The organism is Streptomyces sp. S3(2020) (genome assembly GCF_013044505.1).
GTDB lineage: Bacteria > Actinomycetota > Actinomycetes > Streptomycetales > Streptomycetaceae > Streptomyces.
On record NZ_JABERD010000128.1, the window covers coordinates 1 to 17,703 of the forward strand.

The following is a 17,703-nucleotide window of genomic DNA, read 5'->3' on the forward strand; positions in this document are numbered from 1 at the left end:
CTGGAGGGGGGCGGGTTGATCTTGGTGCGGACGTGCCGCTCGCGCAGCAGGCCGCGGCGGAGGGTGAGTGCCCGTGGCCGCATCGGCGAGGAGCAGCGGCGCGAGGAGTGCCGCCGGGCAGTGGTGGTCGTGCGCCTCCCCTCCGTAGGCCTGCTCAGGTTGTGCCTTGTTGCGGGGTTCCATGGCGCCGACGCCAGGGATCCGGCGCGCGGGGCTTGGCGTGGGGCTGATGGGAGTGGAGTGGTTCTTGGCGGGCCGGCAGTGCCGTCGGTCGGCGATGGGACGGCATGGGGTCGTGGGTCCGGTGTCTTGTCGTCGGCCCCCTGGCCACCTACAGTGCGACTCCGTAACGTTCGCCAGATCATCCGAAAGTTTCGCCACCGTGCGGCGCTCGAAGGGACTGACGCACATGCGGACGTACGACAACCCTGTGATCGGCGGGTTCCATCCGGACCCGAGTGTGTGCCGGGTGGGCGAGGACTACTACCTCGTCTGTTCCAGCTTCGAGTACTTCCCGGGCGTGCCGCTCTTCCACAGCCGTGACCTGGTGCACTGGCGGCAGATCGGCAACGTCCTCGACCGGCCGGGCCAGTTGGAGCTGCCCGACGACCTGCCTGCCTCGGCCGGTATCTACGCGCCCACCCTGCGCCATCACGACGGCCGCTTCTATCTGATCACCACCAATGTCGGGGCCCGCGGTAACTTCATCGTCACCAGCGAACGTCCCGAGGGGCCGTGGTCCGATCCCGTATGGCTCGACCTGGCCGGGATCGATCCCGACCTGGCCTGGGACGAGGACGGCTCCTGCTGGGTCGCCGTCGCCGGTTGCGCGGTCGCGCGCATCGATCCGGAGACCGGCAAGGTGCTGGAGGGGCCGCTTCCGGTGTGGTCCGGGACGGGTATGCAGGACCCCGAGGCGCCGCACCTCTACCGCATCGGTGAGTGGTGGTATCTGCTGGTCGCCGAGGGCGGCACCGCCCATGGGCACAGCGTCTCGGTCGCCCGGGCGCGGTCGCCGCGCGGACCCTATGAACCCGCCCCGGCCAATCCGGTCCTGACCCATCGCAGCACCGGCCTGCCCGTCCAGTGCACCGGCCACGCCGACCTGGTGGAGGCGGTCGACGGCACCTGGTGGATGGTGCTCCTCGGCACCCGTCCGCGCGGGTACTTCCCGTCCTTCCATGTGCTCGGCCGCGAGACGTTCCTGACCCCGGTGGAGTGGGTCGACGGCTGGCCGAGGGCGGGGCTGGTGCTGGAGCGGCACCCGGCGCCGGCCGCCTGGCACCCTGTCGAACTCCCGCCCGCACGGGACGACTTCGACGCCGCGGGCCTGGCCCCGCACTGGATCTCCCCGCGCCGCAGGCCGGACGACTCGTGGTCACTGGGGGAGCGGCCGGGATGGCTGACCCTGCGGGCCGCAGGGGCCAGTCTCGACCGGCCCGGACACACCTTCGTCGGGCGCCGTCAGCAGCACCACGACTGCCGGTTCGCGGCCCGGCTGGACCCCGGCGTGGGGCGCGCCGGACTCTCCGTCCGCCTCGACGAGGCGCATCACTACGACATCGAGGTCGCCCAGGGGGAGGCGGCCGTGTTCGCCCGCATCGGCCCGGTGCGGCAGTGCCTGGCGCGGCGGACGGTGGAGCCGGGTCCGCTCACGCTCACCGTGGAGGTCCGTACGGACCCGCTGGTGTCCCCGACCGGGCAGGAGGGGGCGGGAGTTCGCGCGGGCGGCCCCGACGTGGTGGCGCTCGGGATCGACGGTGTGCGGCTGGCGGAGCTCGACGGCCGCTATCTGTCGACGCAGGTCGCCGGTGGCTTCACCGGGCGGGTGGTCGGGATGTACGTCACCGAGGGCAGCGCGGCCTTCGACTGGTTCGAGTACGTGCCCGGGCCGCGCTCCTAGTTCCGGAAAGCTTCGGAAACTCTCGGTCCGGGCCGATCGGTGCCAACCGGCCCGGACGCCGGGGAAGTCGGCCGCAGATTCACCGCGTACAAGGGGTTGCCACCGTTTGGCAGCTGTCTCTAGGGTGCGGCAACAACGAACCTTTCTGGATCAACTCCGAAACTTTCGGTCCCGTGGGCGGGCGTAGACGCCCCGTCCCGTACCCAAGGAGCACACCATGGGCGACCCGGCACTGTCCCGCCGAGGCTTCCTGGCGGCGTCCGCCGCGGCCGGTCTGGGCATGACCGCACTGAGTGGCTGCGGTGACTCGGATGAAGGGGGGTCGTCCGACGGGACGACCACCGTCGAGTGGTGGAACATCTCCACCACCGAGCCGGCCAAGGGTGTCTGGGCGGCCCTCGCCAAGAAGTTCGAGGCCCAGAACCCCAAGGTCAAGCTGAAGATCGTGCAGTTGGAGAACGACGCCTACAAATCGAAGATGACGGCGCTGATCGCCTCCGGGAAGCTCCCCGACATCTTCCACACCTGGGGCGGCGGCGTCCTCAAGCAGCAGGTCGACGCGGGGCTCGTCGAGGACCTCACGGACAGGACCGCGCCGTGGGCCGACGGTCTGCTGAAGGTGTCGAAGGAGGCCTACCTCCTCGACGACAAGGTGTACGGCATCCCGTTCGACATCGGCATGATCGGCTTCTGGTACAACAAGGCGCTCTTCCAGCAGGCCGGCATCAGCGAACCCCCCACCACCTGGGGCGCGTTCCTCGAAGCCGTCAGCAAGCTGAAGTCGAAGAACATCACGCCCATCGCCCTCGCGGGCAAGGAGAAGTGGCCCGGCATGTACTACTGGGCCTACCTCGCGATGCGCACCGCCGGTGCGAGCGCCCTCCAGAAGGCCTATGACGACAAGGACTTCACCGGCGCCGAGTTCATCGAGGCGGGCGCCCACCTCAAGACCCTCGTCGGTCTCCAGCCGTTCCAGAAGGGCTTCCTCAACGCCGCCTACTCCACCCCGACCGGGCAGGCGGCCACCGTCGGCAACGGCAAGGCGGCCATGGAACTCATGGGCCAGTGGGCCCCGAACGTGCAGGCCGACTCCGGCAAGGGCCTCGGCAAGGACCTCGGCTTCTTCCCGTTCCCCGCGGTCGAGGGCGGCAAGGGCGCCATCACCGAGGTGTTCGGCGGCGGCGGTGGGCACGCCCTGCGCCGGGGCGCCCCGCAGGCGGCCGTCGACTTCCTGAAGTTCTTCGCCTCCGAGGCCACCGACCTGGAACTGGTCAAGAAGACCGGCACCCTCCCGGTGGTCCCGGGCGCCGAGAGCGCCATCGCCGACCCCAACATCAAGGCCGTACAGGAGCAGTTGAACGCCGCCACCGGCTTCCAGCTCTACCTCGACCAGGCGTACGCCCCCGCCGTCGGCCAGGAGGTCAACGACAGCGTGGCCGCGCTCATCGCCGGTTCCAAGTCCCCCGAGCAGGTCGCCCAGTCGATCACGAAGGCCGCGAAGGAAGAGCAGTAGCCGGCGATGACCTCCACGTTCCTCGCAGACAAGCGGAGCGGCCCCGGCGCCGACGTCCCGCCCCCGGACACCGTCAGGGCCCGGGGGCGGGCCCGGCGGCGCGCTCTCAACTGGCTCACCGCGATGGGCTTCCAGCTGCCCGCCCTGGTCCTCTTCGCCGGGCTCGTGCTGCTGCCCATGCTGTTCGCCCTGTATGCCGCCTTCTTCCGCTGGGGTGGCTTCGGGATGCCCGAGGACTACGTCGGTGTCGACAACTTCACCGACCTCTTCGACAACCCGGTCTTCCTCGGTGACCTGTGGCGCTGCCTCGTCCTGGTCGCCCTCACGCTCGCGCTCCAACTGCCGTTCGCGCTCGCCATGGCGGTCCTGCTCAACCAGCGCCTGCGGGGCCGGGCCGTCTACCGGATGCTGTTCTTCGCGCCCTACGTGCTGTCCGAGGCGATCACCGGCGTGCTGTTCAGCATGGTGTTCGCCCCGGACGACGGGCTGGCCGACCATCTGCTGGGCAGCATCGGCCTCGACGGCGTCGGCGGCGAGTGGTTCGCCGACCAGTCGTATGTGATGGCGACCCTGTTCATCGTCATGACCTGGAAGTACTTCGGCTTCCACATGATGCTCTACCTGGCCGGACTCCAGTCCGTCCCCCGGGAGTTGACCGAGGCGGCGCTGATCGACGGCGCGAACGCCTGGCAGCGCTTCCGCAGTGTCACCCTGCCGCTGCTCGCGCCCACCATCCGCATCAGCGTCTTCCTGGCCGTCATCGGCTCGATCCAGCTCTTCGACCTGGTGTGGGTGATCACCCAGGGCGGCCCCGACCACCACTCCGAGACCATGGCCGTGACCATGTTCCAGTACGGCTTCAAGCGCTACCAGGTCGGCTACGCCAGCGCGATCAGCGTGGTCATGTTCGGGATCTGCCTCGTCTTCGCCCTCGCCTACCAGCGGTTCGTGCTCCGCCGTGACCTCGAAGGCGCCACCACCACGATGAGGGGGGCCGGGAAATGAGCCGTAAGTCCGAGGGGCTGAGCCTCAGGTCCGAGAGGATGGGCCTCAGGTCCGAGGGGAGGAGCCGCAGGGATGCCCGTACCTGGCCCCTCCACATCATTCTCGTCACCGTCGGCGCGGTCATGATCGTCCCCCTGGTCTACGCCGTCCTGTCCGGCTTCAAGTCCACCGACGAGCTCTCCAGCAACCCCTTCGGACTGCCGAGGCACTGGCTGGGGAGCAACTACACCGACATCCTCGGCGGGAGCGACTTCTGGAAGCTGCTCGGCAACAGCACGCTGATCGCGGTCGCCACGACCGTGCTCGTCGTCGCGGTGTCCGCGCTCGCGGCCTTCTCCTTCGCCCGGTTCGCCTTCCGGGGCCGGGAGGTGCTGTTCACCTTCTTCACGATGGGGCTGATGTTCCCCTTCGCGGTGGCCGCCCTGCCGCTGTTTCTGCTGCTGCGCTATCTCGGCCTGCTCGACAACCCGTTGGGCGTGATCCTGCCGCAGGCCGCGTTCGGGCTGCCGATGACCATCATCATCCTGCGCGCCTTCTTCCGGGAGATCCCCGGTGAACTGGAGGAGGCGGCCACCCTCGACGGGTGCAGCTCCTTCGGCTTCTTCTGGCGGGTGCTGCTGCCCATGGCCCGGCCGGCCCTCGGCACCGTCTCGGTGCTCGCCGTAGTCACCAGCTGGAACAACTTCATGCTGCCGCTGCTGGTGTTCACCGACAACACCTGGTGGACGCTGCCCATCGGCGTCCAGCAGTTCCAGGGCCAGTACTCCGCGGAGTACGCCCGGGTCTTCGCCTATCTCGTCCTCGCGATGGTTCCCGCCCTCGCCTTCTACTCGGTCGCCGAGCGCCAGCTCGTCGGCGGCCTCACCGCCGGAGCCACCAAGGGCTGACGGCTGTACCTGTACGGCTCACCCACCCCCGCACGTGAGGAGTCGCACCATGCGCAAGAACCGTCTGAGACTCGTCGGCGCGCTCGCCGCGGTCCTGGTGGCGGTCACCGCCCCCACGGCCCAGGCGGGTCACAAGGACCCCACCCTCGCCGACCTCGCCCAGCGCCACGGCCGCTACTTCGGCAGTGCCACCGACAACCCCGAACTCGTCGACGAGCCCTACAAGGCCGTCCTCGGCAGCGAGTTCGACCAGATCACGCCGGGCAACGGCATGAAGTGGTACGCCACCGAACCCCAGCAGGGCGTCTTCGACTTCTCCAAGGGCGACGAGATCGTGGACCTCGCCCGGGCCAACCACCAGAAGGTACGCGGTCACACCCTCGTCTGGCACAGCCAGCTGCCCGGCTGGCTCACCGGCCGCGAGTGGACGGCGACCGAGCTGCGGGCCGTGCTGAAGAAGCACATCCAGACCGAGGTCCGGCACTACCGCGGCAAGATCTACGCCTGGGACGTCGTCAACGAGGCCTTCAACGAGGACGGCACCTACCGCGAGACGGTCTTCTACAAGACGCTCGGCCCCGGCTACATCGCCGACGCGCTGCGCTGGGCCCACCAGGCCGACCCGAAGGCCAAGCTCTACCTCAACGACTACAACGTCGAGGGGATCGGCCCGAAGAGCGACGCCTACTACCAGCTGGCCAAGGACCTCAAGGCCCAGGGCGTCCCGCTGCACGGCTTCGGCCTCCAGGCGCATCTCGCGCTCCAGTACGGCTATCCGACCACCCTTGAGGACAACCTGCGGCGCTTCGCGAAGCTCGGGCTCGACACCGCGCTCACCGAGGTCGACATCCGGATGATCCTGCCCGCGACCGAGGAGAAGCTGGCCCAGCAGGCCGACTGGTACGCCGACCTGACCGACGCCTGCCTCGCGGTGCGCCGCTGCGTCGGCATCACGCTCTGGGACTACACGGACAAATACTCCTGGATCCCGGCGTTCTTCGAGGGACAGGGCGCGGCGCTGCCGTGGGACGAGCAACTCCAGCCGAAGCCCGCCTACTTCGCGATCAGGGAGGCGCTCAGGAAGTAGCGGTACGGCGGTGAGACGCCCGGCGGCTGGGCAAGGAGGGGAGTCCGCCGGGGTGCGGCCCGGCCCGGCGGTGTGGCTCACCGCCGGGCCGGTGCCGTGTCAGCGTGCCGGGGGTGCGGTGCTCGCGCGGACCACGAGTTCCGTACCGAGCTCCACCCTCGGTGAGTCCGGCCGTTCGTCGCGGGCCAGCTTGAGCACCGTGCGGACGGCCAGCTTGCCCATGTCGGCGAGGGGTTGACGGACCGTGGTGAGGGGAGGGGCGGACCAGCGGACTTCCGGAAGGTCGTCGAAACCGACCAGGCTCATGTCCTCCGGGACCCTGAGCCCGCGTCTGCGCAGCGCCTCGATCGCGCCGAGCGCCATCTGGTCGCTGGCCGCGAAGATCGCCGTCGGCGGTTCGGGCAGGTCGAGGAGTGCGTTGCAGCCCTCGAAGCCGGACTCGGGATGGAAGTCGCCGGGGACGACGAGGGAGTCGTCGACCGTGAGCCCCTTGCCCTCCAGGGCGGCGCGGTAGCCGTCGAAGCGGGCCCGGGAGCACAGCAGCCGGGGCGGGCCCGCGATCAGGCCGATCCTGCGGTGGCCCAGCGACAGCAGATGCTCGGTGGCCGCCATGCCGCCCGACCAGTTCGCGGCGCCGATGGTGGGGGCGTCCAGTGCGGGGGAGCCCGCCGGGTCGACGACGACCAGCGGGACGCCGAGGATGCGCAACTCCTCGTGCAGCACCGGCTCCAGGACCGAGGTGACCAGGATGACGCCGTCGGAGGCGCGGGCCCGCAGATTGCGCATCCACTCGCGGGCGTCGCCGGAGCGGCCGTGTATCGCCGAGACCACGGTGCCGACGCCGGCCGCGTGCGCCACTTCCTCGACCCCGCGGATGATCTCCACCGCCCAGGGGCTGTCGAGGTCGTTGAAGACCAGGTCGAGCAGGGCGGCACCGCTGGCGGAGGTGCTCGGGCGCTTGCGGTAGCCGTACTGGCGGAGCAGTTCCTCCACGCGGGCCCGGGTCGTGGGCGACACGTCGGAGCGGCCGTTGACGACGCGGGAGACGGTCGGCACGGAGACGCCGGCCTGTCGGGCGATCTCGGTGATCGTGACCCTGCCCCCGGTCTCGGGCGCCCCCTCGGCGTCGACCTCGTGTGCTGCCAACTCCCCACCTCCGTCGACGGATCGAGACTTCCGATCGAGACATCCGATCGAGACTGCCGATCGAAACTTCCAGGAGTCTTCCGGAAAACGGGTGCCCATGGGAAGCGGGTCAGGGAGAAGAGCGCATTCCGCATGGGGGACTACGCGCAGTGATCACCCCCGGACATGCGTCGGGGCCGGTTCGCAGCGCGGGTCTGCGGGCCGGCCCCTCAAGTCACCGGGCGGTCGGTCCCTCCGCCCCGTGTCGCCTCAGGCGGCGGTCATCACCTGTTCGCTGCCCAGCGGGCGGTGCGGGGCGATGATCTTGCCGTCGGGCAGGAGCTCACCGGTGTCCTCGAAGAGCAGAACGCCGTTGCACAGCAGGCTCCATCCCTGCTCCGGGTGGTGCGCCATGAGTCGGGCGGACTCCCGGTCGGCGGATTCGGCGGTCGGACACGGCGGCTGGTGCTGGCACATTGGTGGGATCTTTCGCTTTGTCGTGGTTTTCATCGCTGCCCCCGTTGTGATAAGTCGTTCGGAACCAGTGTTGCCCCACGGGCGTCAATCCGCAGGGATTTGGCAGCACCGCTACTCACAGGTTTATGACGTCGCACCTGCGCGGACGGTTCATTCCCGCCGCACGGTCACTTCGGGTGGTTCGCGATGGTCGGATGGGGCTAGTCCGGACGGGGTGCGGACAGAAAAAGGCTCGTACGAGCCGTATTTCGCTCGTACGAGCCACATTCGAAGACGTCAGGCGAGCTGTCCCAGTAGCGGGGCCGGAGTCGCCCGATGGGTCAGCACCGGGAGCAGTTCGGCGACACGGTGCGGCCGGTGGGCGGCGATACCGGGCGGGGCGGGCGCCAGTGGGACGAGCAGGTCGGTGGCGGCGGGATGGCCGCCGGCGCCGTCCGCGGTGAGGTCGCCGTGCAGCCAGAGGGTGAGCATGTAGAGGCCCGGGACCGACAACAGGCGGGGTTGGTAGGGCTGTTGCATGGTCTCGGCCTGGCGCAGCGCACGCTCGGTGGAGGCGATGTAGGGGCCCTCGAAGAAGTGCGAGAAGGCCCAGCCGTCCGGGGTAAGCCGGGTCTCGGCGGCGGCCACCGCACGGTCTTGGCAGCGGATCAGGAAACGCCACCCGGTCAGTCGGGTGGCGGACGCGCCCGCTGCGGTGATCTCGTCAAGTACGTGTACGGGCAGCGGGAGTTCGGGTGTCGCGGGTCCCTGGGCGGTGCGCAGGGAGGGAGTTCGGGCCTCGCGGACCGCGGTGGGCGAACCGAGCGCAGTGAGGACGGAGCGAAGTGCGGGCGCGGGAGCCGGGGGGACATGCAGCGGCATGGTGGGTCGCCTCTCATTCGACAGGCACAGTGGCGCGAGGGCGTGGGCGGACGGCGCTGTCAGCTCGCGGGGACAGAGAGGCCGGGGCCGGGTCATGGGTGCGTGGGGTGTGCTCCAGACCTGCCGTACGTCACCTCGACGGCGGGATCAACTGACCGTGGGCGCCAACCTTCTGCCTCGTTCGCGGAGTTTATACGACACGTGTTCAGACGGTGTTTCGTCTAGCCGTTTCCGGCGTGAACAGCAAGGGTTCATTCAGTCGGCGATACGTGGGAATCATCCCGATTCTCGGCGACAACACGGCGATGACCTCGATGAATACCGGGGGCGCGGTCGGCCAATTCTCGTCGGCGTTTTTCACGAGGCGTGTGGGGAACCCGAAACTGCACGGTGCCGCATGCCCGGTGAATGTGCCGCCGGTCACTTACGACAGCGTAGCGGGCACCAAGACCGTGCGGGACGTTATCGATCGTCTCCGCTGGGCATCATCCCACGTGACCCGATACCGGCGGCCGGATCTTCGGTCCGCCCATCCGAGGAGGGATGCTCGATGGGGGAGAAGGTCGCGGCAGGTCGGTTCGACCTGTCCGATCGGCAGCTCTACCGCGGCAAGCTCCGCAAGTGCCTGACGGGACTGGAGCGGCTGCTGGCCGAGAAGCGGTTCGATCGCCCGAAGAACCTCATGGGGCTCGAGATCGAATTGAATCTGGCCGGTGCGGACGGTATGCCGAAAATGCTGAATGCGCAGGTCCTGGAGCGCATCGCGAGCCGCGATTTCCAAACAGAACTCGCCATGTTCAACCTGGAAGTCAACATAGCCCCACATCCCCTGGGCGGTCGGGTATTCGACCGGCTCGCCGAGGAACTCCGCACGTCGCTGGCATATGCCCACAGAAAAGCGGGAGAGCTCGACGCGGGAATCGTGATGATCGGCATTCTGCCGACGCTCGACCGGGACGACCTGGTCTCCTCCAACCTCTCGGACGTCGACCGCTACGCGCTGCTCAACGACCAGATCGTGGCCGCCCGCGGCGAGGACTTCGTCCTGGACATCGACGGGGTCGAGCATCTCGTCTGCACCTCGAAGTCCATAGCACCGGAAGCGGCCTGCACCTCCGTGCAGTTGCATCTCCAGGTCACCCCGGGCCGCTTCGCCGATGTGTGGAACGCGGCGCAGGCCGTCGCCGCCGCGCAGATCGCCGTAGGAGCCAACTCCCCCTTCCTGTTCGGGCGGGAGCTCTGGAGGGAGTCGCGGCCGCCGCTGTTCCAGCAGTCCACGGACACCCGGCCGCCCGAGCTCCAGGCGCAGGGCGTGCGGCCGCGGACCTGGTTCGGGGAGCGGTGGATCTCCTCGGCTCACGACCTGTTCCAGGAGAACCTGCGCTACTTCCCGGCGCTGCTGCCGATCTGCGACGACGAGGATCCGCTTCGGGTGCTGGACGAGGGAGGCGTCCCCTCGCTCGCCGAACTCGTCCTGCACAACGGCACCGTGTACCGCTGGAACCGGCCGGTGTACGGCATCGCCGACGGTGTCCCGCACCTGCGTGTGGAGAACCGGGTCCTGCCCGCGGGGCCCACCGTCACCGACGTCATCGCCAACGCGGCCTTCTACTACGGTGTCGTCCGCGCCCTCGCCGAGGACTCCCGGCCGGTGTGGACCCGGCTGCCCTTCGAGGCCGCCGCCGCCAACTTCGACGCGGCCTGCCGGCACGGCATCGAGGCCCGCTTCGACTGGCCGCGGCGTGGACGCTACGGCGGCGGGCTGACGCAGGTCGACGCCGTCACCCTCGTACGCGACGAGCTGCTGCCGCTCGCGGCGGCGGGCCTGGACGCGTGGGGGGTCGAACCCGCGGACCGGGACCTGTACCTGGGCGTGATCGACGAGCGCTGCCGGCGGCGGGCCAACGGGGCGACCTGGCAGGCCGCGACGTTCCACCGGGCCCTGGAGGCGGGCCTCGACCGCGACGCCGCACTCGCCGCGACGACCCGGCGGTACGCCGAGCTGATGCACCTCGGCGAGCCGGTGCACACCTGGCCGGTGGGGCTGCCGGAGCGGGTGCCGCTGGGGTGAGCGTCGGTCCGGGCCGTCGTGGTTGGGTGCCGGCTCGGGCCTTGGTGGCTGGGTGCCACTGCGGCGGGGTCGGGGGAGGCGAGGGACGGTCGAGTGGGCTGCTCCGCCCGGTCAGTCCTGTGCGCTCCCCTCGGCTCCCGCCGCCACGATCGCGTTGAGGATCACCTCGTGGATCTGGGACGGGTCGGAGACCTCCTGGCCCGTGCCGCCGGTGGACTGCGCTATCTGCTGGGCCTCCTCACGGTCGGCGTCGGGGCCGACCGCGATCATGATCAGCGGGACCGGGCGGTCGGGGTCGGTGAGTTCCTGGAGGCCGCTGATGAGCGTCGAGCGCGAGATGCTGCCGGGGTCCTGGTTGACGCCGTCGGTCAGCACGACCAGGGCGTTGAACTTGCCCTTGGCGTAGGAGGCGGTGGCCGCCTTGTACGCGGCGAGCGTGGTGTCGTACAGGCCCGTCGCACCGCCGGGGACCGGCGCCAGGTCGCTGAAGGCCGCCGACAGCTCGTCCCGTTGGGTTCCGTCGCCCTTGCTGTCGCCGAGGCGTCCGGTCGGGACGAGGACGCGGTAGTCCTTGTCGCCGTCCAGCTTGGTGGAGAATTTCCACAGGCCGATCTCGTCCTCCGGCGTGAACGTGGCGAGCGCCTGGAGGAGGGACGCCTTGGTCACGTCCATGCGTGACCGGTTCGTGCCCGGGACCGGTTCGGACATGGAGGCGGACGCGTCGACGACCGTGGTGACCCGCGCGTTCTGCACCGTGATCGTCCAGGTGCCGAGGGCTTCCTGGAGGGCCACCTCCGAGGCCGGCTTGAGGGAGGCCTGCGCGTACGGCTGCGGCTTGCTGCCGCCGGCCTGTGTCACCAGCGTCTGCGCGACCTCGTCGGTGGAGGTGCGGAACCCGTACTTCTCCATGATCCGGCGCTGCTCGGGCTTGCGCAGATAGTTCATGAACTTCAGCGCCGCCCGGCTCTCGTCGGTGCTCAACGACGTCTGGTCGACCAGCGAGTACGGGTAGTCGAGCCGGGGTGTGCCGTCCTTCGGATAGAAGAGGTCGAGCCCGTCGCCGTCCGCCGCGGTGTTGTACGTGAACGCCGCCTGCTCGCTGAGGATCAGCGCCTGGTTGCGCTTGGGGTTGCCCTGCTCGGTGCCCGAGGTGTCGCGCGGCAGGGTGTCCAGGACCTGGGTGTCGCTGTCGGAGGTGCGCTGCGACAGGGTCTTCATCATGGCCGCGGCCTGGGTGTCCCCGCCCTCGATCTCGGCGGCGCCGCTGCCCAGCTGGGTGAGGGCGAGCAGTCCGGTGGCGCTGCGCGAGGGATCGGCCGCGCCGAGCTTGATGGAGTCGTCCTGCATCGTGGCGCCGACCAGCTCGATCCAGCTGTACGACTTCTTCGGCCACCCCAGCGACTTCGCCGCCTCCGGGACCATGGCCACGCCGACCGGGCTGGAGGCGAAGCTGCCGACCGGGGTCACCTCCGTCGCCTTGGTGTCCGCCGAGATCCGCTGGACCCACAGCTCCGAGTCCGGCACCCACACCTGGACGTCGGTCTTCTTGCCCGCCCGCAGTGTGTCCGTGAGCTTGTACGAGTCCTGCGCGCTCACCTCGACGTCGACGCAGCGCCCGTCGGAGGTGAGGCTGATGTCACGGGCCCGCTTCGCCGCGGCGCGCAGGGCGGGGGCCATGTCGGGCGAGGCGGCGAGCTTGAGGTCCACCGCGTCGTCCTGACAGGAGGAGCCGAAGGAGAGCAGTCCGCTCTGGACGGCGGCCGCCGTGCCGCCCGCGATGGTCAGGACGAGCACGGTCGCGATGGCCACCGTACGGCGGCGGGCGCGTGGGCGGGGGTCGCTGCCGCCCGCCCCATACTGATCGGGCAAGCTGTGACGTCCCATGACGGTGGTGCCCCTCCCTGTTGTACCTTCTGCCGGTTTCACGGCCGTACGGCATGCAAAGGGGAGGTCAGCCCCGTACGGTGTCCGTCCCCCAACGGCCTGTCGCGCACGATCTTCGCAACTTCTTTCGAGACCCTAGCGGGGCGCCGATGGGGATGGGACGGGATTACTGAATTGGAGTCAGGTGTGCAGGGAGAGGCGGGCCGCGTGGCCGATTCTTTTCTGGAGGAGGCCCCTTCGCGGCGGATCTTCCGTGATGAGACGCTGCTCGTTCTGGGGCTTTCGCTCGGTGCGAGCGGAGTGTCCGCCCTGATCAGTTTTGTCGGATCGGTCACCAGGCCGGGCGGTCTCAAGGACCAGGCGGCGACCCTCAACGCCTCGGCCGCGCCGGGCCGTCCCTGGCTCGATCTGGCCTGGCAGCTCTTCGGGATCGCCTCGTCCCTGGTGCCCGTCCTGCTGGTCGCGCACTTCCTGCTGCGTGAGGGCGGGAGCCTGCGCACGCTCGGCTTCGACCGCACCCGGCCGTGGCCCGACCTCGGCCGCGGGGCGGCGATCGCGGCGGTGATCGGCAGCACCGGGATCGCCTTCTACCTGGCCGCACGCGAGCTGGGCTTCAACCTCACGGTGGTACCGGAGGCACTGCCCGAGGTGTGGTGGAAGTACCCGGTGCTGATCATGTCCGCGATGCAGAACGCGATCCTCGAAGAGGTCATCGTCGTCGGGTATCTGCTGCGCCGGCTGGGCCAGTTGGGCTGGACGCCCGGGACCGCGCTGATGGCCAGTTCCGTACTGCGCGGCTCGTACCACCTCTACCAGGGCATCGGCGGCTTCATCGGCAACATGGTGATGGGCGTGGTGTTCGTCTACCTCTACCGCCGGTGGGGGCGGGTGGGGCCCCTGGTGGTGGCGCATTCGCTGCTCGACATCGGGGCGTTCGTCGGCTATGCGCTGCTGGCCGGGAAGGTGGGCTGGCTGCCGACGCCTGGCGGCGGCTGAACCGGGTGCCCGGGCCGAAGCCGCGGGCCGGTGGGGGCTGAGCGCGCCCACGCGGCGGAAGCCGCATGTCGATACAGCCCCGCGCCCCTTTCGGGGCGCGGGGGAGCCGCCTACACGAGCAGCTCGCCCTCGATCGTCGTCACCGCGCGGCCCGTCAGGAGCGTGCGGTCGCCGGTCAGCCGGGTGCGGACGCGGCCGGAGCGGGGCGAGGCCTGGAGGCCGGTGAGTTCGGTACGGCCCAGCCGCTCGGACCAGAACGGCGCCAGGGCGGTGTGGGCGCTGCCGGTGACCGGGTCCTCGTCGATGCCGTAGTTCGGGAAGAAGCAGCGGGAGACGAAGTCGTAGCCGAGCGCGGGGTTCTCCGCGCGGGCGGTGGCGATGATGCCGCGCTCCGAGTAGGCGCCGAGGGCCTTGTGGTCGGGGGTGAGGGCGTGGACGGTCTTCTCGTCGGCCAGCTCGACCAGCAGGTCGCCCACGTTCGGCCCGGTGTCGAAGGCGACCGACGGCTCGGCGCCGAGGGCCGCGGCGACCCCGTCCGGGACCTCGACCGAGGTGAGCGGCGCGGTCGGGAAGTCCAGGGTGATCGACCCGTCCGCACCCGGGGTCGCGATGAGCACACCGCTCCGCGTGGCGAACCGCACCGGTCCCTCGTGGGCGCCGGTCGTGTGCAGGACATGGGCCGTGGCCAGCGTCGCGTGCCCGCACATGTTGACCTCGGCGGCCGGTGTGAACCACCGCAGCGCCCAGTCGGCCTCGCCGCCCTCGGGGAGACGGTGGGCGAACGCCGTCTCGGCGTGATTGACCTCGACCGCGATGTTCTGGAGCCGGTTGTCGTCCGGGAAGGCGTCCAGCAGCAGGACCCCGGCCGGGTTACCGGCGAAGGGCCGCTCGGTGAAGGCGTCGACGATTCGGATACGCATGCCACCGACGCTAGGCCGAGACGATCCCGCGGACCAAGGCCAATTCCGGGTCACTGGACCGATTTGGGGAGGCCCGGCACCCGCTCCAGCACCCGCACCAGTGTCCCGACGGCCGTCACGGCATCCGGCGTGGTCAGCACGAGCACGGGATCCGGGGTACGCAGGAGCCGCCCGCGCCAGACCCGGAAGACGGCGCTCGCGCCGGGCCCGCCCGTGTCGTAGGAGATGCTCCCCGGCACCTCGCGACCGTGGCCACCGCCCGGCTCCCAGAAGGGCAGCCCGTCCTCGAAGCGCAGGCAGTTGTGGCTGAGGTACGGATACCAGCGGCGCAACGGGCTCTCGCGGGCGGCGAGCACGAGTTCCTCCGCGAGCGGCGGCACCCAGGACGGTCCCCTCCGCGCGGCGGCGTCGTCGGCGCGCGCGGCGCTCGCCAACCAGTCCCATTGCTCGCGCAGCACCCGCGCGTGGCCGTCGTCCCCCATGGAGCGAGTCTGGACGCGCCCCCCGAGGTGGTGCAACCGTCGTCAACGCGTCCCGCGCTCCGATCAGTTCAGGAGGTCACCATGACCAAGCCGTCCGTTCTCGCCGCGCTGCTGTCCGGGCTGCGGAGTGGGTCGATCGAGGTCGTCGATCTCACGTCGGCCCTGTCGTCGGACACGCCGGTGATCCGGTTGCCGGAGGGGTTCGGGCAGACGCAGGTGTTCGAGTTGGAGGAGATCAGCAGGTACGACGACCGGGGGCCGGCCTGGTACTGGAACAACTTCCGTACGGGTGAGCACACGGGGACGCACTTCGACGCGCCCAACCACTGGGTCACCGGCAAGGACCTCGCCGACGTGGCGTCCGTACCGGTGAACCGGCTGATCGCCCCCGCCGCCGTGCTGGACTTCTCCGCCCTGGCCGCCAAGGACCCGGACTTCCTCGTCGAGGTGGACCACATCAAGGCCTGGGAGGCGGAGAACGGCCCGTTGCCCGAGGGCGGGTGGCTGCTGCTGCGCACCGGCTGGGACGCGCGCTCGCACTCGCAGGAGGAGTTCCTCAACGCCGACGAAAACGGCCCGCACACCCCGGGCCTGTCCCCGGAGTGCGCCCGCTGGGTCGCCGAGGAGTCCCCGGTGATCGGCCTGGGCACCGAGACGGTCGGCACCGACGCCGGAGGCGCCCACTCCTTCGACCCGGCCTTCCCGTGCCACTCGTACCTGATGGGCAACGACAAGTACGGCCTGACCCAGCTCCAGAACCTCGCGGAACTGCCCGCCACCGGTGCCGTCGTCATCGCCGGGCCGCTGCCGATCGTCAAGGGCTCCGGCTCACCCGCCCGCGTCCTCGCCCTGGTGGAGCGGTCATGAAGGTCGCCGAAGCCGTCGGCCGGGCCCTGACCGCGGCCGGCGTCCACCAGGTGTTCGGCGTGGTCGGCTCGGGCAACTTCCACCTCACCAACGCCATGGTGGCCACCGGGGCCCGTTACGTCGCCGCCCGCCACGAGGGCGGAGCGGCCACCATGGCCGACGCGTACACGCGGACGAGCGGGAAGGTCGCCGCGCTGAGCGTGCACCAGGGGCCCGGACTGACCAACGCCCTGACCGGCATCGCCGAAGCCGCCAAGAGCCGCACCCCCCTTCTCGTGCTCGCGGCCGAGGCGACCCGGCCCACCTCCAACTTCCACGTCGACCAAGAGGCGCTGGCCCGGGCCGTCGGCGCGGTCACCGAGCGCGTGACCTCCCCGCACTCCGCGGTCGAACAGGCCTGCGACGCCGTACGACGCGCCCTGCACGAGCGCCGTACCGTCCTGCTCAACCTCCCCCTGGACGTACAGGCCCTGGACCTGCCCGACACCGCCGCGATCACCGCCGCCCCGCCACCCGCGCGGGCCGCCGTCGAGCCGTCGCAGTCCGATGTGGCGGCCCTGGTGGCGGCCCTCGAACGCGCCCGCCGACCCGTCTTCGTGGCCGGCCGGGGCGCCCGCTCACCCGCCGGCCGCGACGCCCTCACCGCCCTCGCCGACCAGTACGGCGCGCTGCTCGCCACCTCGGCCGTCGCCCACGGCCTGTTCCACGGCGACCCCTGGTCGCTCGGCATCTCCGGCGGCTTCGCCTCCGACCTGACGGCCGAACTGATCCAGGGCGCCGACCTGGTCGTCGGCTGGGGCTGCGCCCTGAACATGTGGACCACCCGGCACGGCCGCCTCATCGGCCCCGACGCCACCGTCGTCCAGGTCGACGACGACGCGTCGGCCCTCGGCGCCCACCGCGAGGTCCACCTCGGCGTCGTCGGCGACGTGGCCCGCACCGCCCGGCGCGCACTCGACGCGGGCGGCGCACGGCGGGAGGGGTACCGCGCGGAGCCCGTCGGCGTGGGGGTGCGCCGGCGGGACGTGCCCTACGAGGACGAGAGCACCCGGGACCGCATCGACCCCCGGACACTGAGCATCGCGCTCGACGACATCCTCCCGGCGGAACGGGTCGTCGGCGTGGACTCCGGGAACTTCATGGGCTACCCGAGCGCCTATCTGTCGGTGCCCGACCAGGACGGCTTCTGCTTCACCCAGGCCTTCCAGTCGATCGGTCTGGGCCTGGCGACCACCATCGGCGCGGCCCTGGCCCGGCCCGACCGGCTGCCGGTGGCCGTGCTCGGCGACGGCGGCGCGCTGATGGGCGCGGCCGAGCTGGACACCGTACGCAGGCTGGGGCTGCCGATGGTGGTGGTCGTCCACAACGACGAGGGATACGGGGCGGAGGTGCACCACTTCGGGCCGGACGGCTTCCCGCTCGACACCGTCACCTTCCCGCCGACCGACATCGCCGCCCTCGCCCGCGGCTACGGCTTCGAAGCGGTGACCGTGCGGACGCGCGCCGATCTCAAGGCGGTCGAGGACTGGGTGGCCGGGCCGCGGTCGGTGCCGTTGCTCGTCGACGCCAAGGTGGCGGGCGAGCACGGGGCCTGGTGGCTGGAGGAGGCCTTCCGAGGGCACTGA

General features: G+C 70.4%; 16 protein-coding genes. 9 read left to right on the forward strand and 7 right to left on the reverse strand.

Annotated features, from left to right (window positions below):
* Positions 1–409 precede the first annotated feature (409 nt).
* The 5 genes from HLK59_RS32105 (at position 410) to HLK59_RS32125 (ending at position 6,395) form a co-directional block, all read left to right on the forward strand.
* The gene (locus HLK59_RS32105; RefSeq protein ID WP_171145082.1) at positions 410–1,903 is read left to right on the forward strand and encodes a glycoside hydrolase family 43 protein; all 1,494 of its coding nucleotides are present in this window, start codon (positions 410–412) and stop codon (positions 1,901–1,903) included.
* 217 nt (positions 1,904–2,120) lie between these two features.
* Entirely contained in the window at positions 2,121–3,416 is a 1,296-nt protein-coding gene (locus HLK59_RS32110; protein ID WP_171145083.1) for an extracellular solute-binding protein, read from the forward strand.
* A gap of 6 nt (positions 3,417–3,422) precedes the next feature.
* Positions 3,423–4,421 carry a sugar ABC transporter permease gene (locus HLK59_RS32115; RefSeq protein ID WP_171145084.1) on the forward strand — a complete coding sequence of 333 codons (999 nt, stop codon included), beginning with the start codon at positions 3,423–3,425 and terminating at the stop codon, positions 4,419–4,421.
* A gap of 38 nt (positions 4,422–4,459) precedes the next feature.
* Positions 4,460–5,308 carry a carbohydrate ABC transporter permease gene (locus HLK59_RS32120; RefSeq protein WP_171145106.1) on the forward strand — a complete coding sequence of 283 codons (849 nt, stop codon included), beginning with the start codon at positions 4,460–4,462 and terminating at the stop codon, positions 5,306–5,308.
* A 49-nt stretch (positions 5,309–5,357) separates the two neighbouring features.
* On the forward strand, positions 5,358–6,395 hold the full coding sequence (locus tag HLK59_RS32125; protein ID WP_171145085.1) for an endo-1,4-beta-xylanase: 1,038 nt from the start codon (positions 5,358–5,360) through the stop codon (positions 6,393–6,395).
* Positions 6,396–6,494: 99 nt separating this feature from the next.
* Here the strand turns inward: HLK59_RS32125 and HLK59_RS32130 are convergent, their stop codons facing one another.
* The 4 genes from HLK59_RS32130 to HLK59_RS32145 form a co-directional block, all read right to left on the reverse strand.
* The gene (locus HLK59_RS32130; RefSeq protein ID WP_171145086.1) at positions 6,495–7,541 is read right to left on the reverse strand and encodes a LacI family DNA-binding transcriptional regulator; all 1,047 of its coding nucleotides are present in this window, start codon (positions 7,539–7,541) and stop codon (positions 6,495–6,497) included.
* A gap of 249 nt (positions 7,542–7,790) precedes the next feature.
* Positions 7,791–7,997: a DUF5999 family protein gene (locus HLK59_RS32135; protein ID WP_171145087.1), complete on the reverse strand. Its 207-nt coding sequence runs from the start codon at positions 7,995–7,997 to the stop codon at positions 7,791–7,793.
* 276 nt (positions 7,998–8,273) lie between these two features.
* Positions 8,274–8,858 carry a hypothetical protein gene (locus HLK59_RS32140; RefSeq protein ID WP_171145088.1) on the reverse strand — a complete coding sequence of 195 codons (585 nt, stop codon included), beginning with the start codon at positions 8,856–8,858 and terminating at the stop codon, positions 8,274–8,276.
* A gap of 205 nt (positions 8,859–9,063) precedes the next feature.
* Positions 9,064–9,282 carry a hypothetical protein gene (locus HLK59_RS32145; RefSeq protein ID WP_171145089.1) on the reverse strand — a complete coding sequence of 73 codons (219 nt, stop codon included), beginning with the start codon at positions 9,280–9,282 and terminating at the stop codon, positions 9,064–9,066.
* 126 nt (positions 9,283–9,408) lie between these two features.
* On the opposite strand from HLK59_RS32145, the gene HLK59_RS32150 reads away from it, so the two are divergent.
* Positions 9,409–10,929 (forward strand): glutamate-cysteine ligase family protein, encoded by a 1,521-nt coding sequence (locus tag HLK59_RS32150; protein WP_171145090.1) that lies wholly within the window; start codon positions 9,409–9,411, stop codon positions 10,927–10,929.
* 111 nt (positions 10,930–11,040) lie between these two features.
* Here the strand turns inward: HLK59_RS32150 and HLK59_RS32155 are convergent, their stop codons facing one another.
* A complete protein-coding gene (locus HLK59_RS32155; RefSeq protein WP_171145091.1) occupies positions 11,041–12,813 on the reverse strand; it encodes a substrate-binding and VWA domain-containing protein in 1,773 nt (590 codons plus the stop codon).
* Between the two features lie 186 nt (positions 12,814–12,999).
* On the opposite strand from HLK59_RS32155, the gene HLK59_RS32160 reads away from it, so the two are divergent.
* Positions 13,000–13,809, forward strand: coding sequence for a type II CAAX endopeptidase family protein (locus HLK59_RS32160; RefSeq protein ID WP_171145092.1), 810 nt, complete (start codon positions 13,000–13,002; stop codon positions 13,807–13,809).
* Between the two features lie 110 nt (positions 13,810–13,919).
* On the opposite strand, the gene HLK59_RS32165 is transcribed toward HLK59_RS32160, so the two are convergent.
* Together HLK59_RS32165 and HLK59_RS32170 are read right to left on the reverse strand one after the other, a co-directional pair.
* Positions 13,920–14,729 (reverse strand): PhzF family phenazine biosynthesis protein, encoded by an 810-nt coding sequence (locus HLK59_RS32165; protein ID WP_171145093.1) that lies wholly within the window; start codon positions 14,727–14,729, stop codon positions 13,920–13,922.
* 50 nt (positions 14,730–14,779) lie between these two features.
* Positions 14,780–15,211 carry a hypothetical protein gene (locus HLK59_RS32170; RefSeq protein ID WP_171145094.1) on the reverse strand — a complete coding sequence of 144 codons (432 nt, stop codon included), beginning with the start codon at positions 15,209–15,211 and terminating at the stop codon, positions 14,780–14,782.
* A gap of 81 nt (positions 15,212–15,292) precedes the next feature.
* On the opposite strand from HLK59_RS32170, the gene HLK59_RS32175 reads away from it, so the two are divergent.
* Both HLK59_RS32175 and HLK59_RS32180 read left to right on the forward strand, forming a co-directional pair.
* The gene (locus HLK59_RS32175) at positions 15,293–16,078 is read left to right on the forward strand and encodes a cyclase family protein (RefSeq protein WP_171145095.1); all 786 of its coding nucleotides are present in this window, start codon (positions 15,293–15,295) and stop codon (positions 16,076–16,078) included.
* Positions 16,075–17,703 (forward strand): thiamine pyrophosphate-binding protein, encoded by a 1,629-nt coding sequence (locus HLK59_RS32180; protein ID WP_171145096.1) that lies wholly within the window; start codon positions 16,075–16,077, stop codon positions 17,701–17,703. Before HLK59_RS32175 ends, HLK59_RS32180 begins: the two co-directional genes overlap by 4 nt.

Bases quoted from the DNA above. Each gene is read 5' to 3' on its own strand.
- HLK59_RS32175 (WP_171145095.1), top strand. From the start codon at position 15,293: ATGACCAAGCCGTCCGTTCTCGCCGCGCTGCTGTCCGGGCTGCGGAGT.
- HLK59_RS32110 (WP_171145083.1), top strand. From the start codon at position 2,121: ATGGGCGACCCGGCACTGTCCCGCCGAGGCTTCCTGGCGGCGTCCGCC.
- HLK59_RS32165 (WP_171145093.1), bottom strand. From the start codon at position 14,729: ATGCGTATCCGAATCGTCGACGCCTTCACCGAGCGGCCCTTCGCCGGT.
- HLK59_RS32115 (WP_171145084.1), top strand. From the start codon at position 3,423: ATGACCTCCACGTTCCTCGCAGACAAGCGGAGCGGCCCCGGCGCCGAC.
- HLK59_RS32150 (WP_171145090.1), top strand. From the start codon at position 9,409: ATGGGGGAGAAGGTCGCGGCAGGTCGGTTCGACCTGTCCGATCGGCAG.
- HLK59_RS32170 (WP_171145094.1), bottom strand. From the start codon at position 15,211: ATGGGGGACGACGGCCACGCGCGGGTGCTGCGCGAGCAATGGGACTGG.
- HLK59_RS32135 (WP_171145087.1), bottom strand. From the start codon at position 7,997: ATGTGCCAGCACCAGCCGCCGTGTCCGACCGCCGAATCCGCCGACCGG.
- HLK59_RS32155 (WP_171145091.1), bottom strand. From the start codon at position 12,813: ATGGGACGTCACAGCTTGCCCGATCAGTATGGGGCGGGCGGCAGCGAC.
- HLK59_RS32140 (WP_171145088.1), bottom strand. From the start codon at position 8,858: ATGCCGCTGCATGTCCCCCCGGCTCCCGCGCCCGCACTTCGCTCCGTC.
- HLK59_RS32180 (WP_171145096.1), top strand. From the start codon at position 16,075: ATGAAGGTCGCCGAAGCCGTCGGCCGGGCCCTGACCGCGGCCGGCGTC.
- HLK59_RS32105 (WP_171145082.1), top strand. From the start codon at position 410: ATGCGGACGTACGACAACCCTGTGATCGGCGGGTTCCATCCGGACCCG.
- HLK59_RS32125 (WP_171145085.1), top strand. From the start codon at position 5,358: ATGCGCAAGAACCGTCTGAGACTCGTCGGCGCGCTCGCCGCGGTCCTG.
- HLK59_RS32120 (WP_171145106.1), top strand. From the start codon at position 4,460: ATGGGCCTCAGGTCCGAGGGGAGGAGCCGCAGGGATGCCCGTACCTGG.